Source organism: Blautia sp. LMAG:89, from assembly GCF_008679485.1.
In the GTDB taxonomy this organism is placed as follows: Bacteria; Bacillota; Clostridia; order Lachnospirales; family Lachnospiraceae; genus Blautia_A; species Blautia_A fusiformis.
The window spans coordinates 654782-681110 of record NZ_NANC01000003.1 but is presented as its reverse complement, the minus strand read 5'-3'; the positions used below and the strand labels follow the sequence as shown (position 1 = coordinate 681110).

The 26329-nt window shown below is 45.9% G+C and carries 20 protein-coding genes; 5 read left to right on the top strand and 15 right to left on the bottom strand.

Annotation, left to right across the window (positions count from 1 at the left end):
- Positions 1-109: 109 nt before the first annotated feature.
- Positions 110-2377 carry a glycogen/starch/alpha-glucan family phosphorylase gene (gene glgP / locus CCC70_RS03420; RefSeq protein WP_114002280.1) on the bottom strand — a complete coding sequence of 756 codons (2268 nt, stop codon included), beginning with the start codon at positions 2375-2377 and terminating at the stop codon, positions 110-112.
- 215 nt (positions 2378-2592) lie between these two features.
- On the bottom strand, positions 2593-3510 hold the full coding sequence (locus CCC70_RS03415; RefSeq protein WP_287084266.1) for an AraC family transcriptional regulator: 918 nt from the start codon (positions 3508-3510) through the stop codon (positions 2593-2595).
- 284 nt (positions 3511-3794) lie between these two features.
- On the opposite strand from CCC70_RS03415, the gene CCC70_RS03410 reads away from it, so the two are divergent.
- Both CCC70_RS03410 and CCC70_RS03405 read left to right on the top strand, forming a co-directional pair.
- Positions 3795-5009 (top strand): iron-containing alcohol dehydrogenase, encoded by a 1215-nt coding sequence (locus CCC70_RS03410; RefSeq protein ID WP_270652497.1) that lies wholly within the window; start codon positions 3795-3797, stop codon positions 5007-5009.
- A 70-nt stretch (positions 5010-5079) separates the two neighbouring features.
- The gene (locus tag CCC70_RS03405; RefSeq protein WP_287084265.1) at positions 5080-6459 is read left to right on the top strand and encodes an aldehyde dehydrogenase; all 1380 of its coding nucleotides are present in this window, start codon (positions 5080-5082) and stop codon (positions 6457-6459) included.
- A 57-nt stretch (positions 6460-6516) separates the two neighbouring features.
- On the opposite strand, the gene CCC70_RS03400 is transcribed toward CCC70_RS03405, so the two are convergent.
- The 8 genes from CCC70_RS03400 to trpE form a co-directional block, all read right to left on the bottom strand.
- Positions 6517-8610 (bottom strand): glycoside hydrolase family 3 C-terminal domain-containing protein, encoded by a 2094-nt coding sequence (locus CCC70_RS03400; protein ID WP_287084263.1) that lies wholly within the window; start codon positions 8608-8610, stop codon positions 6517-6519.
- A gap of 182 nt (positions 8611-8792) precedes the next feature.
- Positions 8793-9566 (bottom strand): tryptophan synthase subunit alpha, encoded by a 774-nt coding sequence (gene trpA, locus CCC70_RS03395; protein ID WP_059086055.1) that lies wholly within the window; start codon positions 9564-9566, stop codon positions 8793-8795.
- The gene (trpB, locus tag CCC70_RS03390; RefSeq protein WP_015527286.1) at positions 9559-10743 is read right to left on the bottom strand and encodes a tryptophan synthase subunit beta; all 1185 of its coding nucleotides are present in this window, start codon (positions 10741-10743) and stop codon (positions 9559-9561) included. The genes trpA and trpB overlap by 8 nt, the downstream gene beginning before the upstream one ends.
- Position 10744: 1 nt before the next feature.
- Positions 10745-11392 (bottom strand): phosphoribosylanthranilate isomerase, encoded by a 648-nt coding sequence (locus tag CCC70_RS03385; protein WP_278603592.1) that lies wholly within the window; start codon positions 11390-11392, stop codon positions 10745-10747.
- Positions 11393-11499: 107 nt separating this feature from the next.
- Entirely contained in the window at positions 11500-12294 is a 795-nt protein-coding gene (trpC, locus tag CCC70_RS03380; protein WP_287084261.1) for an indole-3-glycerol phosphate synthase TrpC, read from the bottom strand.
- A 129-nt stretch (positions 12295-12423) separates the two neighbouring features.
- Entirely contained in the window at positions 12424-13437 is a 1014-nt protein-coding gene (trpD, locus tag CCC70_RS03375; protein WP_287084260.1) for an anthranilate phosphoribosyltransferase, read from the bottom strand.
- 57 nt (positions 13438-13494) lie between these two features.
- The gene (locus tag CCC70_RS03370) at positions 13495-14073 is read right to left on the bottom strand and encodes an anthranilate synthase component II (RefSeq protein ID WP_270437805.1); all 579 of its coding nucleotides are present in this window, start codon (positions 14071-14073) and stop codon (positions 13495-13497) included.
- Positions 14070-15557, bottom strand: coding sequence for an anthranilate synthase component I (gene trpE, locus CCC70_RS03365; protein ID WP_287084259.1), 1488 nt, complete (start codon positions 15555-15557; stop codon positions 14070-14072). The genes CCC70_RS03370 and trpE overlap by 4 nt, the downstream gene beginning before the upstream one ends.
- Positions 15558-16079: 522 nt before the next feature.
- Here trpE and CCC70_RS03360 point away from each other — a divergent pair.
- The gene (locus CCC70_RS03360) at positions 16080-16757 is read left to right on the top strand and encodes a GTP pyrophosphokinase (protein WP_270388781.1); all 678 of its coding nucleotides are present in this window, start codon (positions 16080-16082) and stop codon (positions 16755-16757) included.
- Positions 16758-16773: 16 nt separating this feature from the next.
- Here CCC70_RS03360 and CCC70_RS03355 read toward each other — a convergent pair whose 3' ends face one another.
- The 5 genes from CCC70_RS03355 to CCC70_RS03335 all read right to left on the bottom strand — a co-directional run bounded on the left by CCC70_RS03355 (position 16774) and on the right by CCC70_RS03335 (position 22642).
- A complete protein-coding gene (locus CCC70_RS03355; RefSeq protein WP_287084258.1) occupies positions 16774-17757 on the bottom strand; it encodes an AraC family transcriptional regulator in 984 nt (327 codons plus the stop codon).
- Positions 17758-17969: 212 nt separating this feature from the next.
- A complete protein-coding gene (locus CCC70_RS03350) occupies positions 17970-19034 on the bottom strand; it encodes a substrate-binding domain-containing protein (RefSeq protein WP_287084256.1) in 1065 nt (354 codons plus the stop codon).
- Positions 19035-19133: 99 nt separating this feature from the next.
- A complete protein-coding gene (locus CCC70_RS03345) occupies positions 19134-20141 on the bottom strand; it encodes an ABC transporter permease (protein WP_287084255.1) in 1008 nt (335 codons plus the stop codon).
- A gap of 3 nt (positions 20142-20144) precedes the next feature.
- A complete protein-coding gene (locus CCC70_RS03340) occupies positions 20145-21137 on the bottom strand; it encodes an ABC transporter permease (RefSeq protein WP_059086065.1) in 993 nt (330 codons plus the stop codon).
- Positions 21137-22642, bottom strand: a complete 1506-nt coding sequence (locus CCC70_RS03335; protein ID WP_059086913.1) for a sugar ABC transporter ATP-binding protein — start codon at positions 22640-22642, stop codon at positions 21137-21139. Before CCC70_RS03335 ends, CCC70_RS03340 begins: the two co-directional genes overlap by 1 nt.
- A 265-nt stretch (positions 22643-22907) precedes the next feature.
- Between CCC70_RS03335 and CCC70_RS03330 the strand changes: the two genes are divergently transcribed.
- The gene (locus CCC70_RS03330; protein ID WP_118753056.1) at positions 22908-24473 is read left to right on the top strand and encodes a response regulator transcription factor; all 1566 of its coding nucleotides are present in this window, start codon (positions 22908-22910) and stop codon (positions 24471-24473) included.
- Positions 24470-26293, top strand: coding sequence for a sensor histidine kinase (locus tag CCC70_RS03325; protein WP_287084254.1), 1824 nt, complete (start codon positions 24470-24472; stop codon positions 26291-26293). Before CCC70_RS03330 ends, CCC70_RS03325 begins: the two co-directional genes overlap by 4 nt.
- The last annotated feature ends 36 nt before the right edge of the window (positions 26294-26329 follow it).

The window sequence follows — 26329 nt, the reverse complement described above, 5'->3', positions numbered from 1 at the left end:
GGCTGCCAGATCCTCTATGACATCTCAGCCCCTGTACATATTCCGATGAATGCCGGTGTTTTTATTTTCTATTTTTCTTCCGAGCCGGAGCAATCTGCCTAAAACCGTTTTATTTCTCCGGTGTCAGATGCCAGATATCTCTGTTGTACTCCTCAATCGTTCTGTCTGAAGAGAAGTATCCTGCTTTTCCGATGTTTACAAGCATTTTTTCTGCCCATGCGGTTCTGTCCTCATAATCGGACAATGCCTGATCTTTCACCTTCGCATAATCCTCGAAGTCAAGAAGAGTCATGAACCAGTCTTTGCTTACGATCTCATGATGCAGTCTTCTTAAATGCTCCTCACTTCCAATAGAAAGAAGCTCGTTTCCTACAATAAAGTCTACTGCACGACGGATGCGCTCGTCTTTCTCATAAAAATCTCTGGAGCAGTAGTCAGCCTTTTCATAGTGTTCGATAACCTGCTCACTGGACTCTCCGAAGATATAGATATTATCCTTGCCTACCAGCTGGCTGATCTCCACATTTGCGCCATCCATGGTTCCCAGTGTTACAGCACCGTTGAGCATGAACTTCATGTTTCCTGTTCCGCTGGCCTCCTTGGAAGCAAGAGAGATCTGCTCGGAGATATCGCAGGCAGGGATCAGCTTCTCTGCTGCACTTACGTTGTAGTTTTCCACCATAACAACCTTCATGTACGGGGAAACCTCCGGATCATTGTTGATAAGCTCCTGTAAGCAGAGGAGAAGGTGGATAATATCCTTTGCGATAACGTATGCAGGAGCTGCCTTTGCACCGAAGATAAAGGTTACCGGGCGCTGCGGCTTCTCGCCTGCTTTGATCTTCAGGTAACGATCAATGATGTAAAGTGCATTCAGCTGCTGACGTTTGTACTCATGAAGACGTTTGATCTGGATATCATAAACACTGTGTGTGTTGATCTCTTCACCTGTGTTGGCTTTGATAAACTCCGCACATCTCTTCTTTGCATCCTGCTTGATCTTAAGGATATTTGCAAGAACGTCCTGATTTCCCTTGAAGCCAAGCATCTTGTCAAGCTCAAAGGAATCCTTTCGGAAGCCGTCACCGATCATGGAGGTGATGTACTCTGTCAGCGGATGGTTGCAGTGAAGGAGCCATCTGCGGAAGGTAATTCCGTTTGTCTTGTTATTGAATTTCTCCGGATAGATCTCATAGAACTGATGAAGCTCTGTCTCCTTCAGGATATCGGTATGAAGGGATGCAACACCGTTGATGGAAAATCCGTAGTGGATGTCCATATGTGCCATGTGTACCAGGTCGTTCTTGTCGATGATGGCAAGATTTTCCTGCGGATATTTTGCTTTGATACGCTCGTCCAGCTTGCGGATGATCGGCATCAGATGCGGAACAACCTCCTCAAGATAGGAGATCGGCCATTTCTCAAGTGCCTCTGCAAGAATGGTATGGTTGGTATAAGCGCATACATGAGATACGATCTCGCATGCCTCCTCGAACTCGATTCCACGCTCTGTGAGGAGACGGATAAGCTCCGGAATTACCATACTCGGATGTGTATCGTTGATCTGGATCACTGCATAATCGGCAAGGTCATGAAGATTGCAGCCTTTTGCGGTTGCCTCATCCAGGATCAGCTGTGCCGCATTGCTTACCATGAAGTACTGCTGATAGATACGAAGCTTTCTTCCTGCGTCATCGCTGTCATCCGGATACAGGAACAGTGTCAGGTTGTGGAGCAGATCCTTCTTATCAAAGGAGATTCCCTCGCCCACAATACTCTCATCTGCAATATCAATATCAAAAAGGCGAAGCTTGATCGCTTTGTTCTCATAGCCTGCAACATCAATATCATACAGTGTGGATTTCAGCATAAAGCCCTTAAACGGCACGTAATAGGAAACGCCTGCATCTGTAAGCCAGCTCTCCGGCTGGATCCACGGATTCGGTGTCTCAAACTGAAGATGATCCTTAAACTCCTGTTTGAAAAGTCCGAGGTGATAATTAAGTCCGATTCCTTCTCCCGGAAGTCCCAAAGTTGCGATGGAATCCAGAAAGCAAGCTGCCAGACGGCCAAGTCCGCCGTTTCCAAGAGATGGCTCCGGCTCTATTTCCTCAATCATGGAAAGCTCTTTTCCGTTTTCTTTAAGATATTTCGCAACTTCATCATAAACGCCCAGATTGATCAGGTTGTTGGAAAGAAGCTTACCGATAAGGAACTCTGCGGAAATATAATAAATTTTCTTTTTTCCTTCCTGGTAGCCGCGGCCCTTCAGCTGCTCCTTTGTCCAGGAGAGAAGTCCGTGATAGATTTCCTCGTTTGTACAATCTTTTACATTTTTGTTATATTTGTCTTCAAATACTTTGCTTAATGTTTCCATTTTGATCTCCTTTCATGGATCTTGATGGGATGAAATATGTTTTTACAAGGTTGTTTGCTTTGTTTTTGATGATATTAGGATATCACGCATTTCTTTTCAAAAATATAACAATCCTGTCATGATATGCAAGATATTTGTCAGACTGTTTTTCACTTTTTACTGTAGCTCTGGATAAAAACGTAACCGATACATATGCGGTTGCTTCGGGAGCTTTCTCAGATCTGTCTCATACTCTTCCTGTACTTATGCGGTGAAACCTTATTGGACTGCTGAAATTTCTTTATAAAATAACTTGTACTGTTAAATCCCACCTGCATGGCAATCTCCGTCACAGGTGCATCGGAATGCGTAAGAAGATACTTCGCCTTCTCCATACGGAAGTCATTGATGTATTCCACCAAGGTTTTTCCCGTATACTGGCGGAAAAGCTTCATAAAATAATACTCACTGTAATTGGAAAGTCCGGAAAGCTCTGAAACGGTAAGATTCTCCTGGTAGTGAAGGCTGATATGATCCAGCACTTCCTTTACTGCTGCAAGGCTCTTGTTCTGCTCTGTACTTACCGGGATAATATAATGCTTCGTCAGCATCTCATAAAAGAAATTAAAAAACAGCATTTTCAGCTTCACATAAAAATATGGCTTCTTCTCCGTATGACAGTCATGGATCTCCAGAAAAATTTCCCGTAGCTTCTCATATCCGGAATCTCCTTCTTCTATATGATGGCAGAATTCTGCCTTGTTTTCTATTAATGGTGATACCACACATTCCTGGCAGATATCTCCCGGCTGACCTGCAAGGAAACCCAGGCTGAAAACCACACTCTTATAATAAAGAGGCTTCTTAAGATCCGTGCGCATACTATGGAGAACTCCGCAGTTCACGATCAGGATATCCCCCTTTTTCAGGCGGATGCTCTCCCGGTTCAGTCTGGCAAAGCCACTGCCTTTTTCAATATACATGATCTCCATCTCACTGTGCCAGTGGTCATACAGTGCATGAAAGATCTCACAGTTCGCCATATAGGTTTCCACCGGCAGCTCAAAGGAACCGTGAGGGCTTAATTCTTTTAAATTATCATCCACTTCGGATACGTGAAGAGGATTTTTTGCGGATGTGTCTGTTTCTGGCATGATTTCCTCCGTGATCAATATCTATCCTGCGGACATTTGCCTTCCGCTGGATATCCAATCCTTGCATAATGATTCTGTTTGACTCCCTTAGTGTAAAGGATATTTACAACCATGACAATATTATATTTCCTGTTTTCTTTTTTATGACGTTACGGTTACTCTGTTCTCAGCAACACGCTTCGCGATGCACTTCCATAAACAGCAATCTTGACTTTTCCCCTTCCAACTGCTATATATAATATTTAGAATAAAATAATTTGACTTTAAAAGGAAAGAAAACTACCATGAATCCATTAAAAAAAGCTTACTGCCGGGTTTTCCAGAATGTCTTTAAATTCGCCCTTCCACTGCTTCCTTACCGCAATCCGAAGATCATCGGAAGCGTCAAAGGTATTCCGGAAGTTCTGGAAAAAAGAAACTATAACAATGTACTCATCATCACAGATGCAGGGATCCGAAGCCTTGGCCTTACAGAAAGACTGGAGCAGACACTGAAGCGAAGTTGCATCTCTTACCACATCTACGACAAAACCGTTGCCAATCCAACAACCGTCAATGTGGACGAAGCCCTTCACATGTATCTGGACAATGACTGCCAGGCGATCATCGGCTTCGGCGGAGGTTCCAGTATGGACTGTGCAAAAGCCACAGCAGCCCGCATTGCCAAGCCACACCAGTCTCTTGCTCAGATGAAGGGAATCCTGAAGATCCACAAAAAGCTTCCTCTTCTCATCGCCATCCCCACGACTGCAGGAACAGGAAGTGAAACAACACTTGCTGCTGTCATTACCGATGCAGAAACACGGCACAAATATGCCATCAACGATTTTCCGCTGATCCCACGCTACGCAGTCCTTGACCCGAAAGTGACTTTAAGCCTTCCGCCGTTTATCACAGCTACCACCGGCATGGATGCCCTGACTCACGCAGTGGAAGCCTACATTGGAAATTCCACTACACCTGGCACAAGAAAAAATGCCCTGGATGCTGTCAGACTGATCTTTGAAAATCTGGATACCGCCTACACAGACGGCAATAATATTGAAGCAAGACGAAATATGCTCCGCGCCTCCTATTTCGCAGGCTGCGCCTTCACCAAATCCTACGTTGGATATGTCCACGCAATTGCACATTCCCTCGGCGGAAAATATAATGTTCCACATGGGCTTGCCAATGCAGTGATCCTTCCTATGGTACTGGAAACATACGGAGATTCCATCACTCACAAACTCCGCAACCTTGCCGTAACTGCCGGTCTCTGCGATAAACATGAGGACGATAAAACTGCTGCCCGGATGTTTATTGATGCAATAAAAGATATGAAAAAACGCTTTGGCATCGGAGACTATATCCCGGAAATCCAGGAAACAGACATCCCGGAGCTTGCCCATTACGCAGATAAAGAAGCCAATCCTCTGTACCCGGTTCCTGTGCTGATGGATGCCGGCGAACTTGAGACACTGTATTACAGACTGATGCCTCCGGCAAGCAATTGCTAAAACAGCCATTGGCATAGAAAGATTTTTTCGATATTTCGAATACAGTTTTTTCAGAAAGGACTACAATTCCATGGAAAAAGAACAGATCAACCAGCTTTTAGATAAACAGCGCCAGTACTTCTACTCCGGCGCAACTCTTGACCTTGATTTTCGCATCAGCGCCCTGAAACGTCTCCGCGCTTCCATCCGGAAACACGAAGATCAGATCCACGCCGCGCTGAAAAAGGATCTGGGAAAAAGTAATTTCGAAAGCTATATGTGTGAGACCGGACTGGTACTCTCCGAGATCACACATATGCTGAAAAATATCCGCTCCTACGCAAAAGAACAGACCGTTCCAACTCCACTGGCACAGTTCCATTCCCACAGTTTCCGCAAACCATCCCCCTACGGTGTGGTTCTCATTATGAGTCCGTGGAACTATCCGTTTCTTCTCACCATAGAACCACTGGTAGACGCCATTGCAGCTGGAAACACAGTCATCCTGAAACCAAGTGCCTACTCACCGGCAACAAGTGAAGTGATCCGTCTTCTCATCCATGAATGTTTCGATGAAAAATACGTTGCAACTGTCACAGGCGGACGTGCGGAAAACACACATCTTCTCAGTCTGCACTTTGATTACATCTTCTTCACGGGAAGCCAGTCTGTGGGAAAAGAGGTCATGAGAAAGGCTTCCGAACACCTCACACCAGTCACTCTGGAGCTGGGTGGAAAAAGCCCCTGCATCGTGGACAAAACAGCCAATCTCCGCCTTGCGGCAAAACGTATCGTATTCGGCAAGTTTCTGAACTGTGGCCAGACCTGCGTGGCTCCGGACTACATCTACTGTGATCCGGAGATCAAAGAAGCCCTGGTCGCAGAGCTTCGCAGACAGATCACACGCCAGTATGGAAAAGAACCACTGAAGAACCGGAATTATGGAAAGATCATCAACGAAAAGCATTTCGACCGTATCAACAGTCTGATCGATCCTTCCAAAACTGTCTGCGGCGGTGGTTCCAACCGTGAAACACTTCAGATCGAGCCGACGGTTCTTGATAACGTAACCTTCGAAGATCCGGTCATGCAACAGGAAATCTTCGGTCCGGTACTTCCGATCCTCACCTATGACTCTCTCGGAGGTGCCGTAACAAAGATCAATTCCATGGCACATCCGCTGGCTCTTTATATCTTCACCGAAGATGAAAAAAATGCCCGGGAAGTTACTTCCCGATGTGGTTTCGGCGGTGGCTGTATCAACGATGTCCTCATACATCTGGCAACCAGCAATATGGGCTTCGGTGGCTTTGGTGAAAGCGGCATGGGATCCTATCATGGCATCGACGGCTTCCGGACATTCTCTCATTATAAGAGTATTGTAGATAAAAAGACCTGGATCGATCTTCCTATGAGATATCAGAAATATCGGAAGATTTATGAGAAAATGGTACGGTTGTTTATGCGTTAGATATAAAGGGAGGGCGCTGCCTGATGCATCGCCCTCCTGTTACTTTAGATTTTCTTATTATTTTTCCCAGATGATCTTTACCGGCATGATCCCGGTCAGTTCTTTGCTTTTTTCATCCGGCTGGCTGCAGCCTGCATAAATTTCAAATTTCTTTCCTTCTTCCATCCGTTTTCCTGTTTCATCTACTACGGTGAATGCTTTTTCCCATATTGGGATTTCTATTTTTCGGCATTCTCCCGCCTTCAGGAATATCCGCTGAAAACCGGCCAGCATCGGATTGGGAATGGCATTTTTGCTGTCGATATTTTTTACATAGATCTGAACAACATCCTCTGTATCATATGCGCCGTTATTCTGCACTTCTACCTCCACGTTTATCTTCTGTTCACATGTTTTGACCTCTGCTTTATCTACTGCCACCTTACTGTACGTCAGACCATATCCAAAAGGAAACTGTGCTTTTCGTTCCATATAGCGATATGTTCTGCCTTTCATGGAATAATCGGTAAAATCCGGAAGTTCTTCCAGGCTTTCATAAAATGTCACCGGAAGTTTTCCTGATGGCGAGATTTCTCCAAACAGTACCTTTGCCGCTGCCTTCCCGCCCTGACATCCAGGGTACCACAGCATCATGACGGCATCAAATTTCTCTGCCGCATATTTCAGATTAAGGTCACTTCCTGCCAGCAGACAGAATACTGCCGGTTTTCCGGTGTCTGCGATTGCTTCCATCAGTTCTCGCTGTACTCCGGGAAGTTCAATATCTTCTTTATCTCCCGATACATAGCTGTTTCCGGTGTCTCCCTCTTCTCCTTCCAGTGTCTCATCCAGTCCCATACATAAGATCACCACATCGCTGTTTTCCGCAACCACCTTTGCTTCCGCAATACGATCTCTGGTAAACGCAAGGTGCTCCGTCCGGTCTCGGAACAGATCACAGCCTCTGGAAGTAAGGATCCTTACATCGTCTCCCACATAATCCTGGATGCCTTCCTGTATGGTAATATACCTGGAAGCTGTCCCGTGATAATTGCCGATCAGCGCCTGCCTGCTGTCCGCATTTGGTCCGATGATCCCTATTGTTTTCAGTTTTTCTTTATCAAGCGGAAGAATCCCGTTATTTTTCAGCAGAACAAAGCTTTTTTCCGCTGCTTTCTCCGCTGCATCCAGATGCCTGGGAGATTCTACCTCCATGTAGGAGATATTGTCATATTCGCTTCCATCAAACAACCCCAGCAGATATCTTGTGGTAAAAAGCCGCACTGCTGCCCGGGTTATGGTTTCTTCTGTGACAAGCCCCTTTTCGTATGCCTTCATAATGTGAAGATAGGTATTTCCACAATTCAGGTCACAGCCATTATTAATCGCCAGTGCTGCAGATTCAACGGCTGTATCCGTTACCATATGGTGTTCATGAAAATCACGGATCGCCCAGCAGTCTGATACAAAATGCCCCTGAAATTTCCATTCGCCTCTGAGTTTTTTCTGTAATGTGGGACTTCCGCAGCAGGGTTCCCCGTTTGTCCGGTTATAAGCTCCCATAACCGCTTCTACTTTCGCTTCTTTTACCAGACCTTCGAATGCCGGCAGATACGTTTCTTCCATATCTTTTGCGGATGCTTCCGCATCAAATTCATGACGGAGTGCCTCCGGCCCGGAATGTACTGCAAAATGTTTGGCACAGGCTGCTGCCTTCATTGTATCCCCATTTCCCTGAAGTGCTTTTACAAAGGAAACTCCCAGTTCTTTTGTAAGATACGGATCTTCCCCATAAGTTTCATGGCCTCTACCCCATCGTGGATCACGGAAAATATTGACATTAGGAGACCAGAACGTCAATCCCTTATAAATATCTCTGTCACCGTTTACGGAATATGCATTATACTTTGCTCTGCCCTCTGTTGCCACGATACCGGCCATCTCTGCCACACTTTTCCGGTCAAAAGCTGCCGCCATTCCGATCGCCTGTGGAAAAACCGTTGCCTGCCCTGCTCTGGCAACACCGTGAAGTCCCTCATTCCACCAGTTATACGCCGGAATTCCCAGTCTTTTTATTGCAGGTGCATCGTACCTTAACTGACTGGCTTTTTCCTCCAGAGTCATCCTGGCAACCAGCGCTTCTGCTTTCTTCTTTGCTTCTTCCCGATTCATCCCCAATTTCCTCCTCACCTTTTTTATATCATCTATCATTTGGTCTCTGACTGTCAAGTAGATATTTCCTGCAATTTTTCCGGCCTCTGTTCAGAGCAGAAAAAAATCTGCTTTACCCTTTCTTTGGATAAAGCAGATTTTTATTACACTTTGTGATCTGTGTTCCGATTTCAGCCGGAAATTTATCTGATCGCATCCTTCATCTCTTTCACATAAGCCTTCACCTTCGGCACGCAGTCTTTGCCGTAGGCACCACAAAGCTTCACAATGGCAGATCCTACAATGGCACCGTCCGACTGATCTGCCATTTTTTTTGCCTGCTCCGGGGTTGAGATTCCGAATCCTACTGCACATGGGATGTCTTTCTGGGCTTTTACCAGCTTCACCATAGCTCCGATATCTGTGGTAATGCTGGTACGCATTCCTGTTACACCAAGGGAAGATACGCAGTAAACAAAGCCTTCCGCCTCTTTTGCGATCATGGCGATCCGCTCATGGGAGGTTGGTGCGATCAGGGATATCAGGTCAAGGCCGTACTGTTTGCACACAACATCAAACTCTTCTTTTTCCTCAAACGGAACATCCGGAAGGATCAGTCCATCCATTCCAACTTCCGCTGCTTTCTTGATAAAACGCTCTGTTCCGTAAGAAAATACTACGTTTGCGTAGGTCATGAATACCATTGGGATTTTTGTATTTTTACGGATTTTTTCTACCATTGCAAAAACTTTATCTGTAGTCACGCCACCTGCAAGTGCCCGGACATTAGCTTCCTGGATCACAGGTCCCTCTGCGGTAGGATCTGAGAACGGGATCCCAAGCTCGATCAAATCTGCGCCTGCTTCTTCCATTGCATAAACCAGTTGCTCTGTTACCTCCAGAGACGGATCTCCGCAGGTTAAAAAAGGAATAAATGCTTTTCCGTTTGCAAATGCTTCTGTAATTCTTTTATTCATGAATATCCTCCCCTCTGTAGCGGGCAATTGCCGCACAGTCCTTATCTCCACGTCCTGAAATGGTAACTACCATGATCTTGTCCTTTCCAAGTGTCGGTGCGATCTTTTTCGCATAGGCCACTGCGTGGGCACTTTCGATTGCAGGAATGATTCCTTCTGTTCTGGAAAGATATTCAAAAGCCTCTACTGCTTCGTCATCTGTAACAGGAACGTACTCTGCTCTTCCGATATCATAAAGGTGTGCATGCTCCGGACCTACACCCGGATAATCAAGACCTGCGGAGATGGAGTATACCGGTGCGATCTGTCCGTATTCATCCTGGCAGAAGTAGGATTTCATACCATGGAAGATTCCGAGACGACCGGTTGCGATGGTTGCCGCAGTCTCCGCAGTATTCACGCCACGTCCTGCTGCCTCACAGCCGATGAGACGAACGTCTTTGTCCTCAATGAAATTGTAGAAGGTTCCGATAGCATTGGAGCCGCCGCCTACGCAGGCCAGGACAACATCCGGAAGTCTTCCCTCTTTTTCCAGCATCTGTTCTTTGATCTCCTTGGAGATCACTGCCTGGAAATCACGTACGATAGTTGGGAACGGGTGCGGTCCCATAACAGATCCCAGTACATAATGGGTATCTGCAATACGGTTTGTCCACTCACGCATGGTCTCGGAAACGGCATCCTTTAAGGTTGCGGTTCCGCTTGTGACTGCATGGACCTTTGCTCCGAGAAGACGCATTTTGTAAACATTCAGTGCCTGACGTTCCGTGTCTTCTTTTCCCATGAATACCTCACATTCCATTCCCATCAGTGCTGCTGCGGTTGCAGTTGCAACGCCGTGCTGGCCGGCTCCTGTCTCTGCGATGACACGGGTCTTGCCCATTTTTTTTGCCAGGAGCACCTGACCAAGTACGTTGTTGATCTTGTGGGCTCCTGTGTGGTTTAAGTCTTCTCTTTTCAGATAGATCTTGGCTCCGCCAAGGTCCTCGGTCATATGTGCCGCATAGTAAAGACGGGATGGTCTTCCTGCGTATTCATTGAGAAGCTCTGTGAGCTCACGGTTGAATTCCGGATCGTTTTTGTAATGGTTGTATGCTTCCTCAAGCTCCAGAACGGCGTTCATCAGTGTTTCCGGGATGTACTGTCCGCCATGGATGCCGAATCTTCCTTTTGACATGTTATATTTCCTCCTTTATGTTCCTTACTGCGTATACTGCTTCTAATATTTTATCCGGGTCTTTGTGACCGTCGGTTTCTACACTGCTGCTTAAATCTACTGCCCAGGGGTGAAGCAGATGTATGGCCGATTCCAGATTTTCACAGCCCAGACCTCCTGCCAGAAACCAGGGACGTTTGATCGCCGGTACCAGACTCCAGTCGAAAGTTTCTCCTGTTCCTCCTACGCCCTGATCCAGCAGAATATAGTCTGCTTCCGAACGGATCGCTTTCTTTATATCTGCTTCTGTTTTTATGGAAAAAGCCTTTATCAGAAGCTGGTCTGTCATGGTCTTAAGCTGTCTGATATAATTCTCGTCCTCCTGTCCGTGAAGCTGTGCCAGTGCGATGGTTCCTTCGTTTAAAAGCTGTGCGGGAAGCTCCACCGGTGCATTGACGAATACGCCTACCGGCAAAATGCTATCATCCAGTTCTTCCCGGAGACCCTTCAATTGCTCCACGGTGACGTTTCTTCTGCTTTTTGGGAATTCTACAATGAATCCTGCAAAGTCCGGTTTAGCCTGGTTAACTGCCTGGATATCTTCCGGGCGGGTCAGGCCGCAGATCTTGATCCTGGTTCTGCTCCCATGTTTCAACGGTTGTTCTCTCATATTCAGCCAATCCTGCCCTTTCTGTCTGACCCTTCCCCTTCCTGTTTCGTTACTATTTGCTGCTGGTCAGCTCTGTTACTTATTTGCTCTATTCTTTCATTTGGCCTTTATACAAGCGCTCTACCATTCAGATTTTCCAATGCAGCTTTCTTATCCGGGCTTCGCATCAGGGTCTCACCGATCAGGACTGCACCTACCCGGTTTCTTTCCAGGATAGCGATATCACCTGCGTTTTTGATTCCGCTCTCAGACACAAATACCACATTGTCCGGTGCCAGGTTTCGAAGACGGATGCTATTATTCATATCAACCTTAAAGGTTTTCAGGTCACGGTTGTTTACACCGACGATCTTTGCACCTGTCTTTAATGCTCTTGCCACTTCATTCTCGTCATGAGCTTCCACCAGTGCATCCATTCCCAGAGCTTCTGCAAGCTCTCGGTATTCCAGGAGTTCCTGGTCATTTAAGATAGCACAGATCAGAAGTACAGCCGATGCGCCGAATGCTTTTGCCTGATAGATCATGTACTTATCCACCGTGAAGTCCTTCCGAAGGACCGGAATATCCACTGTTTCTGTGATCTCACGGAGATAAGTGTCACTTCCCATGAAATAAAATGGCTCTGTGAGGCAGGAGATCGCAGATGCACCTGCTGCCTCGTATTCTTTCGCAATTTCCAGATACGGAAATTCCGGTGCGATCAGCCCCTTGGAGGGGGAAGCTTTTTTTACTTCACAGATGTAGGACATACCCGGCTTTTTCAACGCTTCCAGAAAGGACGGCTGCTGTGGTGCTTTTTCTGCCAGGGTTTTCAGCTGATCCAGAGGAAACTGACGTTTTTCCTTCCGGATACGTTCTCTTGTTTTTTCTGCGATTTCCTCCAGAATGTTTTTTTCGCTCATTCTTTGTTTGTCTCCTTGATATTTCAGTTCAACTCTCATTCGGCAATTTCAAGAAGTCTGACAGATTAATGTTTCCGTTCGTATCTCTTCCGATAGGGATTGCCGATTTCTCTTCTGCCGCTATTATTTTCAAATCTCGTTACTTAATTTGATAAATTCCGCAAGCTTGGCAGCAGCTGCACCACTGTCGATCAGGTTTTCAGCCATCTTCACGCCATCTTCTATAGTCTTCGCCTTTCCTGCGATATAAAGTGCTGCACCTGCGTTCATGCAGACCGCCTGACGCTTCGGGCCTTTTTCGGTTCCGTTTACAATGGCTTTTGTGATCTCTGCGCTCTCTGCCGGTGTGCCGCCTGCCAGATCTTCTTTGCTGCAGCGTGTATAGCCGAACTGCTCCGGTGTGATCTCATAGGACTGGAACCATCCGTCCTTAATCTCGCACACAGAAGTCGGTGCGCTCATGGAGATCTCATCCAGCTTATCCTGTCCGAAAACTACCATTCCGCGGTTCACGCCAAGCTTCATCATAACCTGTGCCAGCGGCTCTACCAGAGACTGGTCAAAGACTCCCATCAGCTCCATGTTTGCGCCTGCCGGGTTGCTTAATGGTCCGAGGATATTAAATACCGTGCGGATTCCCAGCTCTTTACGGATCGGTGCCACATATTTCATGGCAATATGATAATTCTGGGCGAACAGGAAACAGATGTTGATCTTTTTCAGGATCTCTGCACTTTTTTCCGGCGGGATGGTGATCTTTACGCCAAGTGCTTCCAGAACATCTGCTGCACCGCTCTTGGAAGATGCTGCACGGTTTCCGTGTTTTGCTACCGGAACGCCACCTGCTGCGATCACAAGAGAAGATGTCGTGGAAATGTTAAAGGAGTTTGCTCCGTCACCACCGGTTCCTACGATCTCCAGAACATTCATATCGTGGAGAAGCTTGATGCAGTGTGCACGCATTCCGGCTGCTGATGCAGTGATCTCATCAATAGTCTCTCCTTTCAGGGAAAGTGCAGTAAGGTAGGATGCCATCTGTACCGGTGTTGCCGCTCCGTCCATGATCTCATTCATTACGGCTTCTGCTTCGTCATATGTAAGATCTTCTTTTTTTGAAAGCTTGATGATTGCTTCTTTGATCATTGTTGTTTCCTCCTGTTCTGTAACGATTCTATCTTTTATGGATTGCTGTTCTCTGTCTTATCTGTCTCTGATAACCTTCATAAAGTTCTCGATCATTGTTTTTCCATCCGGTGTCATAACAGATTCCGGATGGAACTGTAATCCGAATATCGGATATTCTTTATGCTCCAGTGCCATCACCTCTCCGTCCTCAGACTCAGCGGTAACAACCAGTTCCTCCGGTAAGGTATCCCGGATAGCTGCCAGTGAGTGATATCTGGCTGCCGGAAAAGTTTCCGGAAGTCCTTCAAACATCCGGCTCTTTCCAACTTTATGTATCTCTTTCTGCTTTCCGTGCATCAGCTCTTTTGCGTAGGATACTGTCCCTCCGAAGGCTTCACAGATGGACTGATGTCCAAGGCAGATACCCAGGATTGGCAGCTTGTCTTTGAAATATTTTATGGATTCAATACAGATTCCCGCATCCTCCGGTCTTCCCGGACCAGGAGAAAGGATCAATGCCTCCGGCTTCATGGCCTCCAGCTCTTTGATGGTCACTTCATCATTTCTTACCACCTTGATATCCGGCTCCACAGAACCGATCAGCTGGTAAACATTGTAGGAAAAGCTATCATAATTATCGATCAGTACTATCATTCCAGTCCCTCCTGTGCAGTTTCGATTGCCTGTACAACGGCTCTTGCCTTGTTGCAGCACTCCTGAAATTCACTTTCCGGAATACTGTCTGCTACGATCCCTGCTCCTGACCGGATACAGATCTCACCGTTTTTCTTATAAACCAGGCGAATGGCAATACAGGTATCCAGGTTTCCGGCAAAATCCAGATATCCGATAGCACCGCCGTAAATGCCTCGCTTGCTCTGTTCCAGTTCCTGGATGATCTGGCAAGCACGGAATTTCGGTGCTCCGGAAAGCGTTCCTGCCGGAAGGATGGCATCCACTGCATCCACTGCATCCCTGTCATCCCGGATCTGGCCGGTAACTGTGGAACCGATATGCATCACATGAGAAAAACGTTCGATGCACATATATTTTTCCACCTTTACCGTGCCGATCTTACTGATCTTTCCGATGTCATTTCGTCCCAGATCCACCAGCATGTTATGCTCGGCACGTTCTTTTTCATCTGCCAGGAGTCCTTTTTCCAGCGCTTCGTCTTCTTCTTTTGTCTTGCCTCTTGGTCTTGTTCCTGCAAGCGGGAAGGTACTTAATTCTGTTCCTGCAAGCCTGGCAAGTGTTTCCGGGGAGGCTCCTGCAATCTCAATATCATCACTGGAAAAATAAAACATATATGGAGAAGGATTGGTAGCCCGAAGGACACGGTAAGTATCAAACAGGCTTCCCTCGGCTTTTGCTCTCATAGGATTGGAGAGGACTACCTGGAAAATATCTCCTTCATGGATGTAATGTTTCGCTTTCTCAACCATCTCACAGTATTTTGCTTTCGGGAACTGCGGCTCAATGGAAGATTTCAGTTTCAAAGACGGAAATTCCTTCTGTTTTCCGTTTCGGATCAGATCTGCCATCTCTTTTAATTTTGCTTCCGCCCTCTGATAGGAATTTTCCGGATCATCTGTCATCACACCGGTAATCAGAAGCACCTTCTGTCTGTAATGGTCAAAGGCGATCACCTGGTCAAAAAGCATCAGATCCATGTCCCGGAAATCCTGTACTGTTTCGTCAGTAAGCTCCAGCTTCGGCTCGCTATACTTAATGTAATCGTAGGAAAAATATCCTACCAGACCTCCGGTAAAGGTCGGCATATTTTCCAGCACCGGGCTTTTGTATTCTTTCAGGATCTCCCGAATGGCATCTCCCGGATGCTTCACCTGCTGTACGGTTTTTTCTTCCGTTCCGTCCTCATGGATTCTACGGATCTGAAGCTTTCCGTCTGTACAGGTGATCTCCATGGATGGCTCATATCCCAGGAAGGAATAGCGTCCCCATACCTCTGTCTGGCTGGCACTTTCCAGAAGATAGCAATGTCTGCTGGCTGTGCGTAAGGTCCTCATAACTTCTACGGGTGTATAGCGGTCGGAATACAGCTCTCTGCATACAGGGATTCGCCGGTATTCGCCTGACTGTGCGAGTTCTTTGATTTTTTCTAATGTTGGATACATATACAGGCCCTCCTGAGTTTTTCATTCCTTACCGGAGGACGGGACATTCGTGATCTGCATTCGCTGCTTGCTCATAAAATCAAGAAAAGCCCGTCTCCGACAGAATCTGGTTCTGTCAGGGACGAGCTCTAAATTCAAAATCACCCGCGGTGCCACCCTGATTCACGGTCTGACCCGTGCACTTGGCGGAATACCTTCATATTCCCGGCAACTGACGTATGCCCTCACGTCACAGAATACTTGATATCCGAAAATATCTTTCCCTGTGCCCTCTGCGGTCCATTTGATAAACTGCCTCTCGACCCGGCTCTCACCCTCCCGGACTCTCTGTGCGCGCATGAATATCTTTATCTCCGCTTCAACGGTTTAGTGGTTTACTTAATTAAATTTTTTCTATAAAATAGCATAGCTTTTCTGATATGTCAATACAAAAGTTGAAAAAAATGTCATTTTGTTCTATAATTGTATAAAAGTAATTGTTATAAATATCACATAAGAAAGGAGTTTCACCAGAAAAACACTATGGCTGAAAGAAATACAAACACCTGGCTGGATACCCCCGATCCGCAGGTTTTTATCAAAAATTCCGCAAAATTTAATGATCTGATGATGATGTATCGATGTACGGTCCGTGAGGTACGCACCAAGCTGGAAGTCCTCAACGATGAATTTTCATTGGAATATAAACGTAACCCGATCTCCTTCATCAAGACAAGGATCAAAAAGCCAGAAAGCATTTACAAAAAGCTCAAAAAGCTCGGCTATGAGTTTACTGCGGAGAATATTCAGAATCAACTGAATGACGTGGCAGGCATCCGTGTTGTCTGTGCCTTTATCGATGATATCTACACCATTGCAGACCTGATCACCAGGCAGGATGACATTACCGTCATTCAGGTAAAGGACTATATCAAAAATCCAAAACCAAACGGCTACCGCAGTTATCACATGATTGTGGAAATCCCCGTATTCTTCTCCAAGGGAAAAACTCCCATGCGTGCAGAGATCCAGATCCGTACCAACGGTATGGATTTCTGGGCTACTCTGGAGCATCAGCTGCGTTACAAGCAGAATATCGAAGAAATGGACGGTTATGAGGAAGTCAGCAATGAGCTGCTGAACTGCGCCCGCGCTGTGATCGATATGGATAACGAAATGCAGCGGATTAAAAACAAGATCGGACAATTCCATGATATTTAAAAAACAGGTGAGGCTGTTACAGCCTCACCTGTTCTTTCTCACTGTTTTTCACCCGGAACGCCCGCGGTGTCATGTGATAATGTTCCTTGAATACCCGATGAAAATAACTGTTATTTTCATAGCCTACAGCTGCAATGATGTCACTGACAGGAAGATCTGTTTCACACATCAGCTCTACAGCCTTGTTCAGACGCTTTCTCTGAAGAAGTTCCTTAAAATTAAACCCTGTGCTTTTCTTGATCATCTTACTGAGGACATGCATGGGAAGATGCAGACGACCACAAAGCTCCGTCAGCGTGGCAGTCCGGTATTTCTGTTCAATATAATCCAGTGTTGTCATGGAGATCATATTTTCGTACTGATTGGGCAGACGCATCTCCACATACTGCACCGATTCTACCAGATACATAAAGATCAGGCCCATTGTGGTCTGATTGATCCGCTCTCTGTTCTCCTCACCGTTTACAAGAGAATAAATGATATTTTCCAGAAGATTCTGGATCTGCAGCACTTCCGCAACCTTAAAATGAAGATATTCCCCACGCTCTTCATCCTGACGCAGGACATTCACCAGAAAATCTGCCAGCATATTGTCATTGCCCGCCATGGAATAGGCCACATCAAAAAACTCCGGCAGCACCATAAAATTGATCGCAATATCATTCTGCCCCGCTTTCAGAATCTCATGCTTCGTAAACTGATTGAGAAAAAGCAGCTCACCTTTGTTAACTATGACTTTTTTTCCGTCAATGATATTCGTCAGAGATCCCTCACACACATACAGCACTTCCACAAAATTATGCCTGTGAGACGGAAAATACACAAAACGGGTGTGTGTACGCACAGCGATCAGCCTGCCTTCTTTCAGCATCTTACGGCTGTCCACGGTAAAGTCCCGACCGGATGTGTAGAGATCTTTGTCTACCTCTGCCTCTCCGTCCAGAATTCTCCTCTCTTCATCTGTAATTTTTCTCAGCTGATCCAGTAATGCCTGCTGCATGTATTTTGCTCCTTTATCTGTTCATGGTTTTCTGTTCTGCTGTCCTCATTTTAACACTGCAGCCATAAGAGTACAACCAGAATCAGAAGGCGGAGATTTTTTCAGAAACCTTCTATACACGAAATCCAAACATACAAAACGGGCGGAGCCCGAAGACTCCGCCTGTTCTGAAAGGATTTATCATATGATTATACAATCAATCTGAGGATTGATTAGTACAGCTTAGCCATCTCCTCGATGTTGCTTGTATCGAATTTCAGAGGTGCGCCAAGAACAACTTCTGTACCGCCGTCATCAGCATCTGTTACTGTGTAGTCACCAAGGTCACCAGCTGTGAACTTGTCATCTTTAGCACCTGTGATGTCGCCGTTGATCAGAGAGATTGTTGTGTAAGCACTGAGTTTTCCAAGGCCCTGCATATCCCACAGATAGAAGTACGGGCAGGAATGAGAATCATCATCACCTGTGTACTCCTGCATCTCAGATGGAAGTCCAAGTCCTGTCAGCTTGCAGGAAGATCCGTTATCCTGAAGATATTTAGCTGCTGCTGCGATACCAACTGTTGTAGGTGCGCAAATAACTTTCAGACCCTTGTAGTTCTGAAGAAGAGCTGCTGTCTGGTCTGTGGATTTCTGCGGCTCATCATCACCATATACAACGTCTACAAGCTCAAGCTTGCTGTATTTTTCATCGCCTTCCATGATAGTCTTCATTGCATCGATCCATGCATTCTGGTTAGCGGACTGAGATGTAGCGGAAAGGATAGCGAACTGTCCCTCACCACCGGAAATATCAAGAACTGCATCCATAAGTGCCTGAGCAACTTCTTTTGTACCAGCCTGGTTTACGAAAATCTCACGGCTGTCTTTGTTCGGTGCGGAGTCGAAAGAAGATACTTTGATTCCCTCATCCATAGCTTCCTCAAGCTTAGCCTGAAGAGCGTTAACATCGTTAGCGGAAATACAGATTGCATCGAAGTCCTGGGAAATCAGGTTGTCAAGAACCTTGATCTGTGCATCAGCTGTAGCTGTCTCAGGATAAACGACCTGAACCTCGCCGCCTTCAGCCTCTACTGTCTCCTGGAAAGATTTCGCTGCGATCTCGAAGAATGCGTTACCGGCTGCTTTACCAACCAGAGCGATCTTTTTGCCTTCTGCGGAATTTCCAGCTGCTTCTGTCTTAGTATCTTCGGATTTGTCATCTGCTGCGAGAACCGGGCAAACTGTACCAAGAACCATTGCTCCACAAAGGATTGCGCTAATTACCTTTTTTTTCATTGTTGTTCCTCCCTATAAGAATATAATTTTTTTATATGCAGCTGCCTCCGCTACACCACTGGAGGCAGCTAACAATCATATGGGTTTCAAAAGTGATATTTAGTTTTTCTTCATTGCGACTGCTTTTTTCACATCGCCGATGATATTCGGAAGAGCTACTGCTGCTACCAGAAGTACACCGATGATGAGAAGGATCACCTGTGCATTTACGTTCTTCTGTCCAAGACCAACTCGTAAGCATACGATGATGAATGCAGAAATGATACCGCCGGCCAGGTTACCTTTACCACCTGTGGATGAGATACCTCCGAATACTGCCATTGCAATGGCATCCATCTCAAATCCGTTACCGGTTGTTGTATTTGCACCGTAGGAAGAGGATACCAGGAATACTGCACAAAGTCCGGACATAAGTCCCATAACTGTGTAGATGATGAAACGGATCTTCTCTACGTGAACACCTGCGTAATAAGCTGCCACACGGTTTGTTCCGATCGCATATGTACGGCGTCCGAATGTGCTCTTTCCAAGGAAGATTGCAAAAAGTACACCAAGGATCAGCACCAGAAAAAGAATATATGGAATATTTCCAACCTTTCCACCGATAGCACGGAAGCCATCTGTGTTTGTGATCGCAATACTTCCGCCGGCTCCAAGTGTAACCTCAGCGATACCACGGAAGATAATCTGTGTTGCCAGTGTTACGATCATTGGAGGCAGCTCCTTGAAGCGGGTAAGGATAAATCCGTTAATCGCACCACAGAGGGCACCAACAACCAGTGCTGTAAGTACTACTACAATGAACGGAGCGTTTGTGTTGCAGACCATACAGCTTAAGGTAGCGGAGAGACACACGATCGCACCTACAGAAATATCGATCTCGCCTAATACCAGGATGTACGCCATTGGGAACATCATGAATACCTCTGCAAGGTAAACCGGCATCTGACGAAGAACACTCTTCATATTATAAAACTCAGAAAATGATGCGCAGAAAATATTTACCAGGATAAAGAGAATGACCAGGATGCCTTCCCAACTGAATATGATGTGTTTCATCGGATTTTCCGGCACATTGTTAATACTTCTTCCAGATTTTCCAGCCATGATTTACATCTCCCTTCCCTTTAATGCGTTTTTATCTGCGATTCTCTGCAGAACAACGTTGATCACAACTACTACCAGGATGATAACACCCTTGATCATGTTCTGCCACAGTGAACTGATACCTACAAGCGGAAGAGCTTTTGCGATCGTTGCAAGGATAATGGAACCGAGGAATGCACCTACTACGGTTCCACGTCCACCGCTCATGCTTACACCACCGATAACGCAGGCTGCGATAACATCCATCTCACCGCCGTACTGCATATCAGGCATTGCAGAAGCATAAACAGATACCTGAAGTGCTCCGCCAAGACCTGCGAGGAATCCCATGATCACATATACAAGAAGGTTGATATTCTTTGCATTGATACCGGAAACCTGTGCTGCGCTTGCATTACTTCCTACTGCGTAGATCCTTCGTCCTGTTCTTGTCCATTTCATAAAGAAGAAGAATACCACATAGCATACGATGATCACCCAGATAACCTTGTTGATCCCAAGGAAGCTGGTTGTTGCAAAATTCTTAAACTCACCAAGAGCTGCGGCACTTGCCCACTCACCACCGTGGGAAACAAGATAACCCATTGCTCTGTAGATGTACATAAAGCCCATGGTTGCAATGATAGGCGGAACGTTTGCTCTTGAGATCACAAGACCTACAACCAGTCCGCAGGCAATACCGATCGCCATTGCAATGATGAAAGCAAGTAATGTACTTGTGATATGTCCGTATTTCAGGAGCATACCGATGGACATACCGGAAAGTGCCAGAGTTGACATGATGGAAATATCGATTCCGCCTACCAGCATGACACACAGCATACCAAGTGACATTACCATTGTTACTGCATTATTTTTCAGCATCTCCATGAGTGACTTCGGCGTAAGGAATGACGGGCTGATCACTGTGACAACGGCAAACAGCACGACCACGATAATTGCCAGCAGAGCCTCTCGGGAGCCTGTAATCTTCTTGATAACAGATTTCTTTTCCATTATTTAGTCCCCTTTCCAGTGCTCTTTTCCATGGACAGCTCAAGGATTCCTTCCTGTGTTGCCTCTCCCCTATTCAGTTCACCTGTCTTACGGCCGTTGCACATAACGATGATACGGTCAGACATTCCAAGGATCTCAGGCATCTCGGAAGAGATCAGGATGATAGCATAGCCCTTCTTCGCAAGATCTCCCATGATCGCATAGATCTCGGCTTTTGCACCAACATCGACACCCTTTGTCGGCTCATCCATGATAACGACCTTCATTTCCTGAGCAAGTGCCTTGGCAACAACAACCTTCTGCTGGTTACCACCGGACAGTGAACTTGCAGGCTGGAAAATATCAACAGCCTTGGTATCTACTTCTTCAAGAAGCTTCTTGGAAAGCTCTCTTTCTGCTTTCTCGTCATTGAATCCGGATTTTGCATATTTGCTGATGATCGGAAGGGTTACGTTTCTTCCAAGGCCCCAGCTCATGACAAGGCCCTGCTTCTGTCTGTCCTCAGGAAGAAGGATGATACCTTTTTCCATTGCTTCGGAAGGAGTCTTGATATAAACCTCTTTTCCCTCAAGGAAAACCTTTCCTTCGTCCGGATGGGTGATTCCGCTGACAGCTTCCATAACCTCTGTACGTCCTGCACCGACCAGACCGGTAAGACCTACGATCTCGCCTGCACGTACATTGAAGGAAACATCCTTGAAAAATCCTGTTCTGGAAAGATGTTCAATACGAAGCATCTCATCTCCCAGCTTAACCTCCGGCTTCGGGAACAGATCATTGATCTCACGTCCAACCATTGCCTTGATCAGATCTGCGTTTGTGATCCCGTTTACATCATAGGTTCCGATATACTGAGAATCACGGAATACGGTAACTCTGGAAGCCAGACGGTACATATCCTCGAAACGGTGGGAAATAAAGATAATGGAAACGCCATTCTCTTTCAGCTTATCAACCAGTGTGTAAAGCTTCTCCGACTCGTTTCTGGTAAGTGCTGCTGTAGGCTCATCCAGAATGATGATCTTTGCATTTGTGGAAAGCGCTTTGGCGATCTCAACCATCTGCTGCTGTGCAACAGAAAGAGTTCCCATCTCAGCGGTTGCATCAAAATCTGCATCCAGCTCACCTAAGTACTTGTTCGCCTCCTGATTCATCTCTTTCCACTGGATCATATGATGTTTGATGATCTCGTGACCCATAAAAATATTTTCTGCAACTGTAAGGTGCGGATATGATGTCGGATGCTGATATACGGCTGCAATACCTGCCTCCTGGGCATCCTTCGGACCCTTGAAGTCAACCTTCTGTCCGTTCAGGAACATCTCACCTTCTTCTGCTTTATGTACTCCGGTAATAACCTTGATAAACGTAGATTTACCAGCACCGTTCTCACCCATCAGTGCGTGAACCTCACCAGGCTTGAGCTGGAACTGTACATTATTCAGAGCTTTGACACCGGGGAATATCTTCGTAATACCTTTTAATTCAAGAACATATTCTGACACGGCTCTTTCTCCTCCCTTTCCTTTAATCTGATTATATTCTATCATCCGGCCCACAGGTTGATAATGGGAATATTTTTGGATAAGGGTAAAATATTCTTCTTTTCCCTGTAAAATATTACTCATAAACCATTGTCCCATTCTCGTATTTCTATATACTTTATGCTATAATGATAACGCTGACGTTACAGTTTTCTGGGAATATAAACAGAGCTGTAAACGTCCGATTTACGAAGCTATAAAGCTATGCTCGATTGGAGAATTGTATATGAAATTACTGATCGTCGATGACGAAGAACTTACGCGTACCGGACTGATCTCATCTATCGACTGGGATTCTCTGGGGATCACCGAGATCCTTCAGGCAGATGATGGTGTGAACGGACTGGAAATGGCCAGACTGTATAAACCTGAGATCATTCTCTGCGATGTACGGATGCCGCGGATGACAGGCATTGCCATGCTGGAACGTCTGGAGAAATTCCTGCCGGACAGTATCCCTATCTTTATGAGCGGATATTCTGACAAAGAGTATCTGAAAGCTGCCATCAAACTAAAAGCCATCAATTACATCGAAAAGCCTCTGCATCCCGAGGAAGTACAGGCGGCAGTTCTGGAAGCGCAGACTCTTTACAAACAAAAGCTCCGCTCCCATCGTGGCGAAGCGATCCATTCTCAGGAAATCGCTACCCGGCTGGCACAACAGCTGACTCTTCCACCTTCCGATAACAACAAAATTGCAGATCTCTGTCTGGAACTGGGGCAGCCGGAGCTTCTTGAGAACGGCATGAATTTTACCTCTGTGATCGTAAAGCTTAATGAATCTGTGGAGGCTTCCGGTATTTTCCTGGAAGATCTCCAGAACGACATTTCCTGTTTTCTGGAGCATTACCATCTGAAATGTCTTTTTGTGGAAAAAAGGGTTCAGTATCTGGTCCACCATATATATGGAAGGAATGCCCTTTCCCCGACTACCCTTTCCGCAGTGGGAAGCTATATTTCCAGACAATATGACACCTGCGGAAAGCATCTGATCGCAGCCGGAAATACCGTAACGGATATTTTCAGGGTTTATCAGTCCTACGCTTCTGCCGTGATCCTTCTGCAGAACTGTTTTTTCTTTCCGGAAAAAACATTTCTGACGGAAAATGCCATCCGCCTGCTTTCCCCGAAGGGACCGGTTCCGGATTCCCTGCATTCACCGGAAAATACTTTTTCCAAATATCTCCTGGCCGGAGAAGAAGAACCCTGTTTTCAGTTTCTTGATGAGCTTTTCCGGTATTATAGCTGCAATCACACATTTATGCCTAACCAGATCCGTGATCTTTATTACCAGCTATTTAATACACTTTCGGCTTCCCGTAAAAAAAATCAGCTGGAAACCGAACTTCATGAAAAGCAGGATCTGATCGTAGATACGTTAAACAACGCCTTCACCTACGAAGAGCTTCACAAAGCTCTGAAAGAAAAAACCGCCCAGTATTTTGAAGATGCGAAAAATTCCCAGCCGGAAAATTCCACAATCTTTATGATCAAGGATTATATCAGCCGGAACTATATGAACGATACACTTTCCGTAAAAGATATCAGCGGCCATGTATACCTTTCCGCATCTTATGTATGCACTTTTTTCAAAAGTGAGACCGGACAGACTCTCAATCAATATCTGACAGAATACCGAATGGAAAAGGCCAAGCAGCTGCTTTCCGATCCCAGATACAAGATTTCCGAGATTTCTTCCAAGGTAGGCTATACGGATGGCAATTACTTCGGAAAAAGCTTCAAAAAATACTCCGGCTTTTCCCCGTCTGAATACCGGGAGAAAATGTCATGAGGGCCCTCTGGCGCCGTTTCAAAAACGGCTACCTGAATTTAAACCTGCAGACAAAATTCACCATTGCCCTAATCAGCATTGTGGTAGTTCCTGCCTGTCTTACCGCCTTTCTTTTTTATGGACGACTTTATAGCATGGTGGTTTCCAATACCATCCGGCAGGAACAGGACGCCTCCGCAAAAACTGCACCTCTGATCGAACGGACTATGGATACGATCCTCGCTACTACCCGGAATATTACAGGACAGAATTTTTTTCAGGAACTTTTTTATATGCCGGTCAGCGATTCAGCAGAACAGCTTGCAACATCTAACCATGCCACTGATTTTAAAAATGCCGTTCAGCGTCTGACCACAGATTCCATTGTTACCGATGTACAGATCTATGTGGATTTTCCTGATGATCTGAAGACACTGGATACTTATCCCAATACTGAGAATATCCTTGCTCCCTTAAGTCAGGCGAAAGGTACCTACTGGTACGGTATCTTTCAGGGAAACCGGAACACCCAGGAAATGTTCTGTCCTTCCTTCTATCTTGGTACCAGGGAAAAAAAGAATTATGGTGATATGGCATATATCTGCCCTTTAAGCCTTTATTATCACTCCACTGCCTATAAGGCTTATCTGGCAGTGTATTATTCCGATGACAAGCTTACTTCCATTCTTTCCGACAATCTATCTCTGGAAGGAAGTGTTTCATATATTGTAAACGAACGTGATGCCATTGTTGCTACCTCAGATCTGTCATTATCCGGAATCTACCAACTGGATTACGACACCATCAAGGCTTCCTTTATGTCTTCCAATAACTTCATTGAGCGGAACATTCTGGACACAAAGGTTTATGCCGGTTTTTACAGCATTTCCAATACGGACTGGTTTATGGTGACGGTCCTTCCTTCCCCACCGCTGATCCATGCGAGCAACCGACTGATGATCCAGATCGTACTGATCTATGCAGTTTTTCTGGTTCTGGCACTTATTTTTGCCAATGTACTGGCTCATTCCATTACCGGAAGACTTTCTTCTGTGATCCGGCAGATGCAGACCGTCCGCCACGGCCCGCCTACTCCTATGGAAAGTCCACAGGCACATGATGAGATCGGTAATCTTATCGATACCTACAACTATATGACTCGAAAAATGGAGGAACTGATGGAGAAGCAGGCTAAAGCTGCAGAAGATCTCCGGATCGCAGAATTCAATTCCCTCCAGGCACAGATCAATCCACATTTTCTTTATAATACCATGGATATGATCAACTGGATGGCACTGCAGGGACAGACCAATGAGATCAGTCACGCAGTACAAAGTCTTTCCCGTTTTTATAAGCTGACTCTGAGCCGCAAAAAAGGAATCTCTACCATTGCAAGGGAGCTGGAGCATGTAACCATCTACGTGCAGCTTCAGAATATGCGCTACCACGACAGCATTGAGCTGATCACGGATATCCCGGGTGAGCTTTCAGAATACCAGATCCCGAAGCTGACTCTTCAGCCTGTTGTGGAAAATTCCATTCTTCACGGGATCCTGGAAAAAGAATCAAAATCCGGAACTATTGTTATTACCGGATGGATGGAAAATGAGGATATTGTTCTTCTGATTTCCGATGACGGTGTTGGGATTTCGCCGGAAATCCTGTCAACTATCCTTTCCGGAAAGGGAAAAAGCCAGTCCGGCGGCACCAATATCGCAGTTTATAATACCCACCGGAGACTCCAAATTCTCTATGGAAATAATTACGGACTCACTTATTCCAGCAAGCCTGGAGAGGGGACGGATGTTGAGATCCGGTTCCCTGCACATCGTGAAAAGTAACTTACGTTCCAAAAAAATCTTTATTCAGAAATGAGG